This window comes from Snodgrassella sp. CFCC 13594 (genome assembly GCF_001590725.1).
Lineage (GTDB): Bacteria > Pseudomonadota > Gammaproteobacteria > Burkholderiales > Neisseriaceae > Snodgrassella.
The window spans coordinates 1-15,747 of the sequence record NZ_LQXR01000014.1; the positions used below are offsets into that span (position 1 = coordinate 1).

The 15,747-nt window shown below is 48.2% G+C and carries 16 protein-coding genes and 3 pseudogenes; 6 read left to right on the forward strand and 13 right to left on the reverse strand.

Going from position 1 to position 15,747, the window contains the following annotated elements; all coding sequences use genetic code 11:
* Window positions 1-74: 74 nt before the first annotated feature.
* The 6 genes and pseudogenes from A2F46_RS08585 to lpxK form a co-directional block, all read right to left on the reverse strand.
* A complete protein-coding gene (locus A2F46_RS08585; RefSeq protein WP_066569314.1) occupies window positions 75-854 on the reverse strand; it encodes a sulfite exporter TauE/SafE family protein in 780 nt (259 codons plus the stop codon).
* Window positions 855-864: 10 nt separating this feature from the next.
* Window positions 865-1,398 (reverse strand): CNP1-like family protein, encoded by a 534-nt coding sequence (locus tag A2F46_RS08590; protein WP_066569322.1) that lies wholly within the window; start codon window positions 1,396-1,398, stop codon window positions 865-867.
* A gap of 85 nt (window positions 1,399-1,483) precedes the next feature.
* A pseudogene (gene adk / locus A2F46_RS08595) lies at window positions 1,484-2,130 on the reverse strand (adenylate kinase).
* Between the two features lie 162 nt (window positions 2,131-2,292).
* On the reverse strand, window positions 2,293-3,054 hold the full coding sequence (kdsB, locus tag A2F46_RS08600) for a 3-deoxy-manno-octulosonate cytidylyltransferase (protein WP_066569324.1): 762 nt from the start codon (window positions 3,052-3,054) through the stop codon (window positions 2,293-2,295).
* Window positions 3,051-3,233, reverse strand: a complete 183-nt coding sequence (locus tag A2F46_RS08605; RefSeq protein ID WP_066569327.1) for a Trm112 family protein — start codon at window positions 3,231-3,233, stop codon at window positions 3,051-3,053. Before A2F46_RS08605 ends, kdsB begins: the two co-directional genes overlap by 4 nt.
* Before the next feature lie 373 nt (window positions 3,234-3,606).
* Complete coding sequence (gene lpxK / locus A2F46_RS08610; RefSeq protein WP_066569333.1) at window positions 3,607-4,632, reverse strand: tetraacyldisaccharide 4'-kinase; 1,026 nt, start codon at window positions 4,630-4,632, stop codon at window positions 3,607-3,609.
* A 113-nt stretch (window positions 4,633-4,745) separates the two neighbouring features.
* Between lpxK and xseA the strand changes: the two genes are divergently transcribed.
* The 3 genes and pseudogenes from xseA to A2F46_RS08625 form a co-directional block, all read left to right on the forward strand.
* Window positions 4,746-6,116, forward strand: a complete 1,371-nt coding sequence (xseA, locus tag A2F46_RS08615; protein WP_066569450.1) for an exodeoxyribonuclease VII large subunit — start codon at window positions 4,746-4,748, stop codon at window positions 6,114-6,116.
* A 124-nt stretch (window positions 6,117-6,240) separates the two neighbouring features.
* The gene (locus A2F46_RS08620; protein WP_066569335.1) at window positions 6,241-7,380 is read left to right on the forward strand and encodes an extracellular solute-binding protein; all 1,140 of its coding nucleotides are present in this window, start codon (window positions 6,241-6,243) and stop codon (window positions 7,378-7,380) included.
* Window positions 7,381-7,666: 286 nt separating this feature from the next.
* Window positions 7,667-8,044 (forward strand): annotated as a pseudogene (locus A2F46_RS08625) (FKBP-type peptidyl-prolyl cis-trans isomerase); the annotation flags it as partial.
* Between the two features lie 72 nt (window positions 8,045-8,116).
* Here the strand turns inward: A2F46_RS08625 and A2F46_RS08630 are convergent.
* Both A2F46_RS08630 and A2F46_RS08635 read right to left on the reverse strand, forming a co-directional pair.
* A complete protein-coding gene (locus A2F46_RS08630; protein WP_066569337.1) occupies window positions 8,117-9,022 on the reverse strand; it encodes a DMT family transporter in 906 nt (301 codons plus the stop codon).
* Between the two features lie 142 nt (window positions 9,023-9,164).
* The gene (locus A2F46_RS08635) at window positions 9,165-9,422 is read right to left on the reverse strand and encodes a DUF1289 domain-containing protein (protein WP_066569339.1); all 258 of its coding nucleotides are present in this window, start codon (window positions 9,420-9,422) and stop codon (window positions 9,165-9,167) included.
* Window positions 9,423-9,591: 169 nt separating this feature from the next.
* On the opposite strand from A2F46_RS08635, the gene typA reads away from it, so the two are divergent.
* Both typA and A2F46_RS08645 read left to right on the forward strand, forming a co-directional pair.
* The gene (gene typA / locus A2F46_RS08640; RefSeq protein ID WP_066569452.1) at window positions 9,592-11,406 is read left to right on the forward strand and encodes a translational GTPase TypA; all 1,815 of its coding nucleotides are present in this window, start codon (window positions 9,592-9,594) and stop codon (window positions 11,404-11,406) included.
* Between the two features lie 134 nt (window positions 11,407-11,540).
* Window positions 11,541-12,029 (forward strand): DUF456 domain-containing protein, encoded by a 489-nt coding sequence (locus A2F46_RS08645; protein WP_066569341.1) that lies wholly within the window; start codon window positions 11,541-11,543, stop codon window positions 12,027-12,029.
* 122 nt (window positions 12,030-12,151) lie between these two features.
* On the opposite strand, the gene A2F46_RS08650 is transcribed toward A2F46_RS08645, so the two are convergent.
* Window positions 12,152-12,634 carry a hypothetical protein gene (locus A2F46_RS08650; protein WP_197457620.1) on the reverse strand — a complete coding sequence of 161 codons (483 nt, stop codon included), beginning with the start codon at window positions 12,632-12,634 and terminating at the stop codon, window positions 12,152-12,154.
* Between the two features lie 211 nt (window positions 12,635-12,845).
* Here A2F46_RS08650 and A2F46_RS08655 point away from each other — a divergent pair, with 211 nt between their 5' ends.
* Entirely contained in the window at window positions 12,846-13,742 is an 897-nt protein-coding gene (locus A2F46_RS08655) for an NAD(P)H-hydrate dehydratase (RefSeq protein WP_156471607.1), read from the forward strand.
* Between the two features lie 100 nt (window positions 13,743-13,842).
* Here A2F46_RS08655 and A2F46_RS08660 read toward each other — a convergent pair whose 3' ends face one another.
* The 4 genes and pseudogenes from A2F46_RS08660 to A2F46_RS08675 all read right to left on the reverse strand — a co-directional run bounded on the left by A2F46_RS08660 (window position 13,843) and on the right by A2F46_RS08675 (window position 15,715).
* Entirely contained in the window at window positions 13,843-14,262 is a 420-nt protein-coding gene (locus A2F46_RS08660) for an OsmC family protein (RefSeq protein ID WP_066569348.1), read from the reverse strand.
* Between the two features lie 49 nt (window positions 14,263-14,311).
* Window positions 14,312-14,811: pseudogene (rraA, locus tag A2F46_RS08665) on the reverse strand (ribonuclease E activity regulator RraA).
* 74 nt (window positions 14,812-14,885) lie between these two features.
* The gene (locus A2F46_RS08670) at window positions 14,886-15,293 is read right to left on the reverse strand and encodes a YeeE/YedE family protein (RefSeq protein ID WP_066569351.1); all 408 of its coding nucleotides are present in this window, start codon (window positions 15,291-15,293) and stop codon (window positions 14,886-14,888) included.
* Complete coding sequence (locus A2F46_RS08675) at window positions 15,293-15,715, reverse strand: YeeE/YedE family protein (RefSeq protein WP_066569354.1); 423 nt, start codon at window positions 15,713-15,715, stop codon at window positions 15,293-15,295. Before A2F46_RS08675 ends, A2F46_RS08670 begins: the two co-directional genes overlap by 1 nt.
* Between the last annotated feature and the right edge of the window lie 32 nt (window positions 15,716-15,747).

A 15,747-nucleotide genomic window follows, 5' to 3' on the forward strand; every position in this document is an offset into this window, starting at 1 on the left:
CCTCAGCATTGGCTGCCTGAAAGGGAAAAACATGGAATACGGATTTGTCTGTATGTTTATACACAAAAATAGCTTCACACACCAAAATGGCTGCGCCATAACTCCCAGATGAATCGGCCAATCATGATGCACAACAACAACATAAAACCATAGCGCAGCCAGCTGCTTCCCCCTTTAATTGCCAAACGGGCACCAATCAAACCACCACTAAAATTGGCAATGGCCAGTGGTATGGCCCATTGCCATACCACATAACCATGAGGAATAAAAAAAGTTAAAGCGGCCAAATTGGTGGTGAGGTTAATAATTTTAGACGAGGCAATAGCGGTCACAAAATCAAACGCGTAAAAGCGCACATAGATAAACGCCAACAAACTACCAGTACCAGGCCCAAAAACACCGTCATAAAAACCAATCAATGCCCCAAATAGCAAACCCAGCGCATTTTCCTTCTGAGTGAGCTTTTCCGTGCGTACCACCTGCCCTAGGTCTTTTTTACAAAAGGTATACACCACCATAACCAGCAAAATGATCAAAATAGCCGGTTTCATCCAAGCAGTGGGTATATAAGCCACCAATTTGGCGCCCACATAAGAAAACACAAACGCCAACACGGCAGCTGGCAACAACATTTTCCATGGTACGCGTATCCGACGCACAAATTGGATGGTGGCCATTAAAGTGCCATTCGCCGAGGCAAATTTGTTCACCCCCATGATCTGGGGGACACTGGTGTGGGCCGGCAGCGTATTAAATAACCCGGGTATTTGCAGCAATCCTCCACCACCAACCGCGGCATCCATCAAACCCGCAGCAAAGCCAATGGCCAAAAGCCACCAAATGTGTATGTCCATAAATCAACTATTAACGCATGGCGCGCGTTTTAATGCGTTCCAGCAGCTCCTTTTGATCTCGGGGTAAACCATCTACACAAAACGTCTGATACAACACACTGCGCACGCCGTCTAGTTGATTAAATGTGGTGCCGATTAAACGCCAATCACTTTTTTTGGGCTGAATCCAACGCTTATTAACATCATCGCCATAACCATAGATCTTCACCGTTCGATTGGGACAATACATTGCCTCAGTCGAAATATTGTTAAAACCCTGATCAGACTGTTGGTTCAAAATATAATGCACAGTTTTATCAGTATTGATGTAGATACTATTGACCATGAGTTTGGGCTTGCCTTTGTAGGTGTTGCTGATATACAAATCACGCCACTGCGCATCGGCATCGGGGTAAGCGGGTAATGAAACAGCAACCTCTTCCCACGCTTTATCCTTTTCCGATTCCACATAAAACTTATTGTATTCTGTGTACACATCACTGCGTTTGGCATAAACACCACTGCTGGCACATAAAGCCACAAGTAGCCATCCAATTCGACGCATGAGTCGACTCCTTTTTCTTTTGATTAGGGAACAAACAGGCTGCCTGAAACAGCTTCAGGCAGCCTGCAGGATGCTCAATTGAGTATCAACCGCGAAGGGCAGACAAGACCTCGTCTTTCACCACATCCACAGGCTTCGTACCGTCTACTTTAATATAACGCGGCGCATGAGATCCTGCCTGTTGGCTGTAAAAACCCACCAAAACTTCGGTTTGCTCATGGTATACGGCCAAACGCTTCTTCACCGTTTCTTCTTTATCATCATCTCGTTGCACCAAATCCTCACCAGTGACATCATCTTTACCAGGCACTTTAGGCGGATTGTATTTCAGATGGTAGGTGCGGCCTGAAGGCAAATGAGCCCGACGACCTGACATACGTTCCACAATCACGGCATCCGGCACATCAATTTCCACGACCGCATCCAAATGCACACCAGCAGCCACCATGCTTCAGCCTGCGCCAACGTGCGCGGGAAACCATCGAATAAAAAGCCTCGGGCACAATCTGCCTCAGCAATGCGCTCTTTAACCAAACCAATAATGATGTCATCACGAACCAAGCCACCAGCATCCATAATTTTTTTGGCTTCCAGCCCCAGCGGCGTCCCCGCTTTCACTGCAGCACGAAGCATGTCGCCGGTAGAAATTTGCGGAATGTGGAAGGCTTCGGTGATAAATTGTGCCTGAGTGCCTTTGCCTGCGCCCGGCGCGCCTAATAACAAAATATTCATTTTTACTCTTTCATGATGGCCTAAAATTAACGTTGCTACCCAAATATTCAATGAATGTAAAAGCGGCGATCCCCTGCATGGCTACATCCCGATACATATTGAACTAAAATTACACCGTGTGCGCCTGTAACCCTAACCACCGCCTCATTTTTTCAGCAGCGATCAGCCTTTAAACGCTGCGCGTACTCGCGCCAAGTCAAGCTCAGTGTCCACACCTGCAGCCGGAGCATGGTCAGTTAGATGCACAGCAATGCGCTCGCCCTGCCAAAGTACCCGTAATTGCTCCAATGATTCGGCCGTTTCCAGCGGTGAAATAGGCCATTGCGCATAACGCTGCAAAAAATCTACACGGTAGCCATAAATACCAATGTGGCGATATACAGGCAAATCTTTGGGCAAGACTTCAATACCGGCGCGCATGGTTTCACGCGGCCAGGGAATCGAAGCACGGCTAAAATACAGCGCATATTGCTGGGCATCAAGTACCACTTTGACACAGTTTGGATCCAGGAAATCAGCATAATCATGCAAAGGATGGGCTGCTGTCGCCATAGAAGTTGCACTGCAACATAATTTTGCAGCCACAGCATCAATCAATTCAGGGGCAATCAAAGGTTCATCACCCTGAACATTCACCACATAGTCGGCTTGGCCTAAACCCAATAATTGCGCCGCTTCTGCCAAGCGTGTGGTGCCGCTTTCATGATCACCCCGCGTCATCACCACAGACACACCATGGGCGGCGCAGGCTGCCTGAATAGTCGCATGATCGGTGGCCACCACTACCTGTTTGGCACCGCTCAAACGGGCACGTTCAGCCACCCTTACCACCATTGGTTTGCCGTGAATATCAGCTAAAGCCTTATTGGGCAAGCGACTGGATGACAACCGTGCGGGAATGAGCACCACAAAATCCGCACTCATGCAGCCCACTCTTCTTCGCTCAAAGGGCGTGCTTCATTCTCCAGCATAAAAGGAATACCGTCTTTAATGGGATAAGCCAATCGCGATTGCTTACACCATAGCTCCTGAGTATCCGCGTGGTATTCCAATGCTCCTTTACACACGGGGCACACCAAAATATCAAGGAATGATTTGTCCATATATTCTGCCCTTTAATTAAGTCGATTGTTGCCTGGGATAAGCTGTAAGCCATGCAGCGCCTCAAGTAACAATTCCGTTGACTTATCAGCCAGCGTGATTTGTTTGCGCTGGTTATCTAATTAATTCAATTGCTGATGCATCAGCTGTTTTAAACGTGATAACCAAATTTGACTGAACTGCTTCCGATCAATATTTAGCTAAACGCTCAGACACATGCATGACCACAAACCGATCATTCATACTCTCTTGCCCGCGCTGTTGCCCTCATGCAGGCGCAAAAGAAAGTAACAAAAGAAATTTTCGAGCCCGCACCCAACCACCATTTAAATAATTGAACACGGCAAACACAAACTTCATTGAAATCGGCATTGCTTAACAACACCGCTGCTCAATCTTGTCCAACAAAATAGGCGGTAAGCTTACCATAATTTTCAACACCCACACATGCGGCAAGTCTTGTCCAGCCAGTTTAACTGCATCTTTTTCTGTCACCAGCACCACATCAGCAGCAGGCAAATCGGCTGCCTGAATCTGTGCATGGTCGGGCAATACCTTGGTTTCCCCAAGCGGCCAACCCAAACTGCGTAGCGTGTTAAAAAAACGATCAGGTCGACCAATACCGGCAACCGCAGCCACGGTTTGGCCCTCGCAATCTTTGGGGCATAAAACCCGCTTGGGCGCATTGAGTGCATACACAACCTCTGGCTGAATTTGCGTGGCCGCACAATAAACCGTTTCAGGCAACCTAAATAGCTGTCGGGCGCGAGCCACTGCATCGTCATTACCTTGACTCAGCAACAATGCATCCACGCCAGCCAAACGCACCAACGGTTCACGCAAAGGCCCATTGGGCAAAACATCTATAGCACGACCTACATCGGCTGCAGGAAACACCACCAACTCCATTTCTCGCGCCAGCGCATAGTGCTGCAAACCATCATCACAAATGATCAACTGAATTTCTGGATGGGCTTGCAATAACAACATTCCAGCATCATAGCGCTTGCGCCCCACCGCAACGGGCACACCAGTCTGCCGCCACAACATCAAAGGCTCATCACCCACCTCTTCGGGCCGACTCCCCTCCTTTAGCAGCAAAGTGTCATGGCTTTGCCGCCCATACCCCCGGCTAATAATGCCCACGAGAATGCCGCGTGTGCGCAAGGCTTCTGCTAATGACGCCACCAGCGGCGTCTTCCCCACGCCACCCACATGTAGATTGCCTACCACCACCACGGGACAAGGTAAACGCTGTGTTTTTTGCCAGCCCCATCGATACCAGCCGCGGCGTAAGGCGGAAATGGTCTGGAACAAGCGAGACAATGGCCACAGCCCTATCGTTAGCCACCATTTCGGGTGCTGCCAGTGGGCTTCAATGCAAGTGCGAACAGAAAGCATGGGCATGCATCACTCTAAAAGATACCGATCAGAACTATAGCACGATGCCACATAGGCTGCCTGAATGCCACGATGGCCGTATAATGGCGCATTGATTGCGTATGGGCGTTTTAATGTCTGATTTTTTTGCACCAGAATCACTGTCGGTCTCCGAACTCAATGCCCTGGCGCGCCGCGTTTTGGAAGACAATTTGTTTGGCTTGTGGGTTGCCGGCGAAATCTCCAACCTAACCCGTGCGGCCAGTGGCCATTATTATTTCTCGCTGAAAGACGCAAAAGCACAGGTACGCTGCGTCCTTTTTAAAGGTGTAGCCGCTCACCTAAGCGCGCCTTTAAAAGAAGGCGACCACATTGAAGTATCGGGCAAAATCAGCATTTATGAAGCGCGAGGCGAATTTCAAATCACCGTTACCGCTGTGCGCCTCAAAGGATTGGGGGCCTTATACGAGGCGTATGAGCGTCTCAAACAGCAGCTACAAGCCGAAGGCGTGTTTGCACCGGAATGCAAAAAAAGCCTTCCCGCACACCCCAAAACTGTGGGCGTTATCACCAGTCTGGCCGCAGCAGCCTTGCGTGATGTGGTCAGCACCTTAAAACGCCGACACAGCGGCATCCGTGTCATTGTGTATCCCACCGCCGTGCAAGGTGCTGGCAGCGAACAACAAATAGCCCAAGCCATACGCACCGCCAATGCACGTGCCGAAGCCGATGTATTGATTGTGTGTCGCGGCGGCGGCAGTATCGAAGACTTGTGGTCATATAATGAAGAAGCCGTGGTGCGCGCGGTGGCCGAGAGCACTTTGCCTATAGTCAGCGGCGTGGGCCATGAAACGGATTTCACCCTCACCGATTTTGCGGCGGATGTGCGGGCACCCACGCCCACTGGTGCAGCAGAATTGGTGAGCCCTGACCAAGCGCTCATGCGGCGACAGATGCAGCAGCACCAAGCACGGCTGCAACAACTGATGCAGCAAAAATACTATGATGCCAGCCAAAAGTTGGATTGGCTGGCGCGCCAGCTGCGCCACCCCAAACAAAATTGGCAGGCCCAACAACAGCAATTAAATAGCTTAGCGCAACAGCTTAAAGCAGCCATGCGTCAACAGCATCGATTGGTGGTCCAACAAGTTATTCAGGCAGCCCAAACTGTGATGCGCTACCGTCCCCACTGTTTGCCTTTACAACAAAACCTACACCACCAACAACAGCAATTACAGCAATTGTGGCGACAACATTGGCAACAAGCGCAACACCACTTACATCAGCAAAGCGCACTTCTGGATGCAGTGTCCCCTCAACACATTTTGGCCAGGGGTTATAGTGTGGTCACCGACAGACATGGCCATCTTGTGCGTGATGCCAATGCTTTATCGGCGCAACAAACCATTCACATCCGTTTTGCCCAAGGCGAAGTCAATGCCAAAGTGCAAAAATCAACACATGATGCTGCCCAAGGCGATTTATTCGGCACCATTGGCACATAAATGCACCCACGCGTCACCCTAGTTCTCCAACCCAGACTTGCCCCACAGGCCTTCAGCCCTACAATCGCGCCTTTTTGATTGTCAAACGGCCGACAATGCGCCATAGAAAGGGAAGATAGCGGTGATGAAACAAGCTTCGATGTGGTTAAATTCGTTGATGATTTTGGTTTTGGCTGCCTGTGGCGCTGAGCCTCGGCAACAGGTGGCTACGCCAACAGCATCAACCCCAGCGGATGGCCTGGTCAAGACTGACCACTTGAATATTTACAATTGGTCAAACTACGTGGACGAAAGCACGGTACGCGAATTTGCTGACACACACCACATTAAAGTCAACTATGATTTATACGAAAACAATGAAACGCTAGAAGCCAAAATGCTCACCGGACAATCCGGCTATGATTTGGTGGTACCCGGCATTGCATTCTTGCCCCGTCAAATTCAAGCCGGTGCCTATCAAAAAATACACAAAGACCTGATTCCCAATTACCGCAATATCGATCCCCATTTACTCAAAATGATGCAGACAGCTGATCCTGGAAACGATTATGCGGTACCTTATTTCAGCGGCGTGAATACCTTGGCCATTACCGCCAAAGGCAAAGCTCTATTGGGCAATAAGCTGCCTGAAAATGCCTGGGATTTATTATTCAAACCAGAATACACCCATAAACTCAAATCTTGCGGCATTGTATTATGGGACACGCCCAGTGAAATGTTTCCCATTGTGCTGCATTATTTAGGTAAGGATCCTCAAGGCAACCATCCTGATGATTTAAAAGCGGCTGCTGCGATTTTGCAAAATATCCGCCCCGACATTACCCGTTTCAGCCCATCGGTCATTGATGAATTGGCACGTGGCGACGTTTGTCTGGCCGCGGGTAATGGTGGCGATCTCAACATGGCCAAAATGCGGGCCGAAGAAGTACACAATCACGTGGATGTGGATGTTCTCACCCCCAAAGGCATGGGATTCTGGATCGAATCGTGGCTCATCCCCGCAGATGCCAAAAATGTGCTCAATGCACACCAGTACATCAACTGGACACTGGACCCTAAAATAGCAGCACGCAACGCCAATGCCGTGACTTTTGCACCGGCCAGCCTCTCTGCACGCCAATTTATGGATCCAAAATTGGTGGCCGTCCGCTCTATTTTCCCCACGGAGGAAGACATGAAAAACGGCTTCGTTATGCCACAAATGAGCAATGACGCCAAAAAACGCAGCACCCGCTTATGGCAAAAAATCAAAACTGGCGGCTAAACAATAATGCGTCAATACATCTGCCCACTGTATTAACTGCATTAACGGATTTCAGGCAGCCTGCATGCGCTGACTTGCTCAGCGCTTGTGCCTGTGCTGTAATGCCATTTTGATTGAAGGACTATTCATGATTTCCAACCGCATTGTGTGGGCTTTAGCAGCCACCTCCGCCCTGGCATTAAGCGCCTGCAAACATGAAAACAATGGTTTTCAAAATGGACAGAGCAGCAATCCAGCGACCTCTTCCGCACCAATAAATGCATCTACCGATGGTGGTAGCGCAGCCGGAACCGCCTTTTTGGCGCAAAATAAAAATGCGCCGGGGGTAAAAACCACTGCCTCAGGCCTGCAATACAAAGTCAACAAAGAAGGTGCGGGCAAAAACCCAACCGTCAACGATGTGGTAACGGTAGAATATGAAGGCCGCCTGATTGACGGTTCAGTCTTTGACAGCACAGCACAGCACGGCGGACAACCTGCGACTTTTCCTCTAAATGGGGTGATTCCAGGATGGACCGAAGGCTTGCAGCTGATGAAAGAAGGCGGTGATTATACATTCTACATCCCAGCTAATTTAGCCTATGGCGACAATAGCCCAGCACCCTCTATCCCACCCGGCAGCACCTTGGTATTCGATGTTAAGTTAATCAAAGTGGGCCAATAGTTTCGTCTCTATCACCAAAAGCCAATGCGAAATGCATTGGCTTTTTGTTTTTTGGCTCCCCTACCAACTCGCTCAATGCCACGCAGGCATCATCGTTTGTAAAGTGGGCCAATAAAACAGACAAACAATCGCCGCTAAGGCCAAAACAATACCAGCAGCATTGATGGTGTGAATCTTCTCCTTGAAGACCCATCCACCGATCAATGTACCCAGCACAATCACGCCCAAATTCATACCCGCAAACACCAACGCAGGATTGCTGCTATAAGCTTGATGCGCGCGAATGTAAAATAAGATATTGGCAAAATTCAGGCAACCCAAAAGCAAACCGCTCAAAATACTGGCAGCCGTCCACTTCGTTCGTTTACATAAAAGCCAGGCAAAAATCAACACACCAGCCAACACAAACGACACCAGCAAGGTTGCCCCAAATACCTGCCCGCTTTTGGCCATCTGTTTAAATAAAATATCAATCAACCCATAGCCCAGCCACACCCCTAGCAGCAAAGCCGCCTGAGCCATCATACTGCCTTGGCTTCGGCCTTTCGAGGATTTTCCTTTAGCCATGATTGGCGCGTGATATAGCAAAGCCAGCAAAGCCACAAAAGCCAATACAATGCCCATGACTTTATTGGGTGTTAACGTTTCGTGAAACCACACAAACGCCGCCACAATCGGCAAAAATAACGACAATCGCTGGGCCGCATCAGCCTTCACAATACCCGCAGCGGCCACCGCCTTCCCCATTAACACAAACACACTGGGCAGCAATACCCCCAGTGCGGCAAACAGTGCCACATGCTGCCAATCAGTGGCCACCTGAATGATATTCGGGCGCAAAAAATACCACGCACACACAGCGGCTATCGGATAATTCACCGCAATGGCTTGTGCCAAATCCACATTATTACTGCGTGCCACTTTCAGCAGTACCGACACCGCCACACTACACACCACGCTGATCAATAAAAATAACATAACCACTCTTTAAAAAATAAAAAACTGCCGATTGGCATCCACAGGTTCCACCACCTGTGAATACAGACAAACAAGGCTGCCTGAAATATTCAGGCAGCCATTGCCACAATCACCCAATACACTGAAACCAAGCTGAGCACACTCAAAAATCAAAATCCATTTGCTCAGGCAATACCACCTCGCCATCACCTGTTTGTTGCTGCAACCAAACCAATTGCTGTAATTTTTTGCGCCGCATGACACACAAATGCCACACATGCTGTTTTTGTGTATCCGTCATTTTTAGCCAGTGCAAACGTTCTTCACGACTGCGCAAACAGCCTTTGCAATATCCTTTGCGATTGCTCTCACACACCCCGCGGCACGGGCTGGGAATGGCAAAAAATTCCAACTGTTCCATGGCGCACACCCTGAGTAATGACGATATTGTACGCAAACCCACCCGAATTGGTCAGCATCTCTGCCTTTTTTTCAGGCAACTTAATTGAAAAAAACCATGAGATGCGCATGAGACGGGTAGAAAAATGCTATAATTTATGGTTATTTCTATTTTTGATTCCGACACACCCATGAGCAAACAAATCCGCAACATTGCCATTATCGCCCACGTCGACCATGGTAAAACCACCTTAGTGGACCAATTACTGCGCCAATCTGGCACGTTCCGCGCCAATCAACACGTTGATGAACGCGTTATGGACAGCAATGATTTGGAAAAAGAACGTGGCATTACCATTCTGGCGAAAAACACCGCCATTGAATACGAAGGTTACCACATCAACATCGTCGATACGCCAGGACACGCCGATTTTGGCGGCGAGGTAGAACGCGTATTGGGCATGGTTGATTGTGTATTGCTGCTGGTAGATGCCCAAGAAGGCCCCATGCCACAAACCCGCTTTGTCACCAAGAAAGCCTTGGCTCTGGGTTTGAAACCAATTGTGGTGATCAACAAAATTGATAAGCCCAGTGCCCGTCCAAGCTGGGTGATTGACCAAACTTTTGAACTTTTCGATAAGCTTGGTGCTACCGATGAGCAGTTGGACTTCCCCATTGTTTATGCTTCTGGTTTGTCTGGTTTTGCCAAGCTCAACGAAGAAGACGAGTCTGAGGACATGCGCCCGCTCTTCGACACCATTTTGAAATACACACCCGAGCCTGCTGGCGATGCAGATAAACCCTTACAATTGCAAATCTCTCAGCTGGACTACGACAACTACACCGGTCGCTTGGGTATTGGCCGCATTTTAAATGGCCGCATCAAACCCGGCCAAGTGGTTGCGGTGATGAATGAAAACGAACAAGTTGGCCAAGGTCGTATCAACCAACTATTGGGTTTCAAAGGCTTGGACCGCGTTCCTTTGGATGAAGCAGAAGCTGGTGACATCGTAACCATCTCTGGTTTGGATAACATCGGCATCGGCGTTACCATTGCCGATAAAGATGAGCCTCATGGTCTGCCGATGCTGAGTGTGGATGAACCCACTTTAACCATGGATTTCATGGTCAACTCCAGCCCTTTGGCCGGCACAGAAGGCAAATTTGTGACGAGCCGCCAAATTCGCGAACGCTTGGAAAAAGAATTGCTGACCAATGTGGCTTTGCGCGTTGAAGACACGGCAGATGCAGATGTATTCCGCGTATCTGGTCGTGGTGAATTGCATTTAACCATCCTGATTGAAAACATGCGCCGGGAAGGCTATGAGTTGGCTGTGGGCAAACCTCGTGTGGTTTATCGTGAAATCGATGGTGAAAAATGCGAACCTTATGAAAATCTGAGTGTTGACGTAGATGATAATAGCCAAGGCGCAGTCATGGAAGAGTTGGGCCGCCGCCGTGGTGAATTAACCAATATGGAAAGTGATGGCAATGGCCGCACTCGCTTGGAATACCGAATTCCTGCCCGTGGCTTGATTGGCTTCCAAGGTGAATTTATGACCATGACTCGCGGTCAAGGCCTGATGAGCCATGTATTCGATGCCTATGGCCCCGTTAAGGCTGACATCCCAGGCCGTCGTAATGGCGTTTTGGTATCACAAGAGCAAGGCGATGCTGTGGCTTATGCACTGTGGAATTTGGAAGACCGAGGCCGTATGTTTGTGAGTCCAGGTGAGAAAATCTACGAAGGCATGGTCATTGGTATCCATAGCCGCGATAACGACTTGGTGGTCAATCCGCTCAAAGGCAAAAAATTGACCAATGTACGCGCATCCGGTACGGATGAAGCCGTCCGCCTCACGCCACCAATTAATTTATCCTTGGAAGGGGCGGTTGAGTTTATTGATGATGACGAGTTGGTGGAAATCACGCCCCAATCCTTGCGTATCCGCAAACGCTATCTCACCGAACAAGAACGTCGTAAGCATTTCAAAAAATTGGATTAATACGGTTTTTTCTTTTCAGGCAGCCTTAAGGCTGCCTTTTTTCTGCCTTTTATCAAGAATACAACCATCATGCCTCTTGGCTTTTCCAAAAAACACCCCATGTCTAATTGGCGATTTACCTTAAGGACAACATCATGAGTGCCATTCTCATTACTTTGGCTTTGATTCTGCTGGTTTTGGGCCTCTTGGGTACGATTTTACCCGCGTTGCCTGGTTTGCCATTGATGTTTGCGGGCGCATGGTTATTGGCGTATGTGGGTGATTACCAAGTGATGGGTACCACTACCTTGATTGCATTGGGGCTACTCACCATTATTGGCGTGGCCTTGGATTACATCGCGGGCATGTTGGGTGCAAAATTTTCTGGCGCCAGCAAGCAGGCTTTATGGGGAGCTTTGATTGGGGCTATTGTCGGGGTATTTTTTGGCTTACCAGGCATCTTATTTGGGCCACTAGCAGGTGCCGCAGCGGGTGAATTTATAGCGCGCAGAGATTTGCTAGCAGCAGGCAAAGTTGGCATAGCCACATTCATTGGCTTCATCATTGGTGTCGTGGCCAAAATCGGTTGTGCTTTGGCCATATTACTCACCATCATCGTGATGTATATTGCCAGCTTGTTTTAATTCAACCTAATTGATCTTAAACTGGTCTTCATCAACAATTCAATAGCACTTAAATCTTGGTAGCAATTTAAAATATCCCATCAAAGTGTCAAATAAACGATTAACTAGCTACGATAAAAAAATCAACTGCAATACCTAATTAAAACTTTTGAAGGTATTTTTTTCTTATATGTATAAAATTTTTTAGTAATATTTCTATTTTCATTCCCAATAAATAGTTTATTGACAATTAAATCCATACTTCCATCATTTTCTTGACCATGATCATCTGCTATAAACTCCTTCAAATCATCATCAATTGAAATTAATCCATTTTGATACCTATATTTAAAATAAGATGTTGAAATTAAATTATTTTTCTTAAATTTAAATTTATATTTTTCTTGACCTGTTTCCCCATAAACGCTAAGTATCAGTAAACACCCACCCTTATTCTTCTCTAACTCTATTCCTCCACCCTCCGAACTGATTTTTTTATCTGTTAAATCAAGTTCAAAAACCTTTTCAAAGGAAAAGTTCGTTTTAGCCGATAAGTTACATCCTATTAACAATATAAAAATCGTCGTAATAATTTTTACTTTGGAAATTCGCTTGTTTAATATCATCTTTCACCTTTATATATATGTTACTTTTCTTGTATGGATGGTACTGCCCCACGCCATCTGAGGATAAGATTGACTTCGGCTGTTGACTTCATTTAGATCAATGGATATGTTGTGGCACAGTGAGAAATTAATTTGCGCAATATCTTGAGGATGAAACAAGGTATAGCATGCAATTACGCAGCCACATATCTTTTAAACCAAGGCTATGGTTATGAATCAGCTCTTTTTGCACATTGATGCCGACCAGTTAACACAGTGGCGACGCCATGCACGCAATCACTATTCGGCGCTGTGCCAACCGCGACCGGAAGAAAGCAACAAAGGCAGTTTTGGTACTTTGGGCATCATTGGTGGGGCACCCGGTATGAGTGGTTCCATCATGCTTGCAGGCAGTGCTGCTTTGAAAAGTGGCTGTGGCAAAGTGTGGCTCGGATTTCATCAAGATGGTTTGCCACTCCCCGTATTATCGGAGCAGCCTGAAATCATGCTTGCCACCGATGCTCAATTACGCCAGCGCACAGACGTCACCACATGGGTTATTGGTTGCGGTCTTGGTACCAGCGATGGTGCACAAGCTCGCTTACGCGAGGTATTAGGCAACACCACAGTGCCTTTGCTATTGGATGCCGATGCTTTGAATCTGGTGGCCAAACAGGATGATTTACTACCGGATTCATCCTCATCTTGCTCGACATCCTTAGTCATGACACCGCATCCGGCTGAGGCGGCGCGTCTACTGCACAACCACACGGCCGATGTTCAAGCCAACCGCCACCGTGCTGTTTTGCAACTGGCCAAACGCTACGGTGCTTGGGTTGTTCTCAAAGGGCATCACAGTTTGATCGCGTCTCCCGATGGCCAAGTCGAACAAAACCCTTCTGGCAATGCTGGCTTGGCTACCGCAGGCAGTGGTGATGTACTTTCAGGCATCATTGGTAGCTTATTGGCACAACACATCCCCACTCATCAAGCAGTGGCTGGGGGCGTGTGGTTGCATGGCCTAGCTGCTGAAATTCTTGCCACCAATGGCATTGGTCCAATTGGCTTGTGCGCTGGAGAAATTGTGGATGCCGTGCGTTGGTTACGCAACATGCTGACCGACACATAATTAGCTGCCATAAAAACTGCACTCTATAAATTGGGTTAGAACTTCAACCTTAAGATGCAGTTTCCTGTGCCGGTAACCCCATGGATGATGCCTTTAATATTCAGGCAACCACTTCCACGCATTCAAAACTATGGCTTACTTGCGTGGCCTTACTCAGCATAATCGACGCTGAGCAATACTTTTCTGCAGACAGCTGTACGGCTTTGGCCACCGCGTGTTCATCCAATTGATGACCTAAGACTTTAAAATGTAAATGAATAGCAGTAAAAACCTTAGGAATCGCATCAGCACGAGTCCCTTCAACAGTACAAATACAATCGCGTACATCTTGGCGCTGTTTTTTGGCAATACTCACCACATCAATACTGGAACACCCCGCGGCACCCAACAACAACATCGCCATCGGGCTGATCCCGCGTTTTCCTTCTTCGGGAGATGCTCCGTCCATCACCACGCTGTGCCCCTGCTCGGTGCTACCCACAAAACACAAACCATCCACCCACTGCGCTTGCACTTTCATATTTCCCTTTCTTGCTGCCATTCAGGTTAGCTAAAAAAATGGCACTATTTTACGCTGCAATGGGATCAGTAAATACCAGTATCCCATCTTCATCACTGTATGCATAACTACCAGGCAAAAACGTCACACCTCCGAAAGTGACCGCCACATCCACTTCTCCCTCACTGTTTTTAGCACTTTTTCTGGGATTGGTCCCCAATGCCTTAACACCAAAGTCCATGGCATTTACTGCACTGCTGTCTCGAATCACACCATATACAATGGCGCCAGCCATCCATTTTGCCGTCCCGCTTCAGCAATCATATCGCCAATCAAAGCACTGGCCAGCGAGCCACCCCCATCCACAACCAGTATTTCGCCTGGCGACGGCGTATTTAGCAGAGTTTTGATCAGGCCATTGTCACGAAAACAACGCACAGTACGCACACGACCACAAAAGCGTTGGCGTAAGCCAAAGCATCGAAATTGAATCTCACAAGACGGTGTACCTGGGGCAATATCAATCAAATCGGCGGTGGCAAAATGCGCATCCATAATCCTCTCCTGCATTGATTAAAGGCTTGTTTTATCAAAACTGTAACTAACTTCAGATCACCCCATATTGGGCATCAACCACCACAATGTCAATGTACATCTATTATTTGCCACACACACATCCCTGCCACCATGGCCAATACAAATATCACCGCTTGCCACTGACCAGCCCCCAGTAATACTAAAGCTGGTCCTGGGCAAACGCCCGTCATGCCCCAACCCATGCCGAAAAGAACACTACCCCCCACTAACCACCGATCTATTCCCTTAGCAACAGGGGCATGAAAATGGCGACTCCCCCACGGCTGGTGCCAACGATTACCCCACTGAAAACCCACCAAGCTAACCATGACGGCACCGCCAAGCACCAAAGCCAAGGTTGGATTCCAATGACCAAATACATCCAAAAAACCTTGTACTTTATTAGGGTCCGTCATCCCAGAAATCCATAACCCCAGGCCAAATAACGCACCCAAAAATAGCATCCCAATCCGCATCACTGGCCCCCCAACATCAAACGCAACAATGTCACTGTGGTCATTCCGCTGGAAACAAAAATAAGCACAGCCACCAGCGAACGCTTAGACAATCGCCCCAAGCCACAAACACCATGACCACTGGTACAGCCACCGGCCATGCGTGTCCCCAACCCCACCAAAAAGCCACCTACCAGCAATCCGGGCCAACCCAGCATAGTGGGGCCAACGGCCAACCCCAATATCCATTGACACAACCAACCCGACACCACAATCCCTGCCACAAACCACCGGCGCCAATGATAGGTTCCGTCCCTTGGCTGCCACAAACCAGCAACCATGCCACTGACGCCGAGAATACGTCCATACCCCAACCACATTAGAACCACTGAGGTACCGATCATCATGCCACCACCCCAAGCCCAAAGCCAATCTGACTGCATTAGTCTCTCCTAATATCACAATATCGTGAATA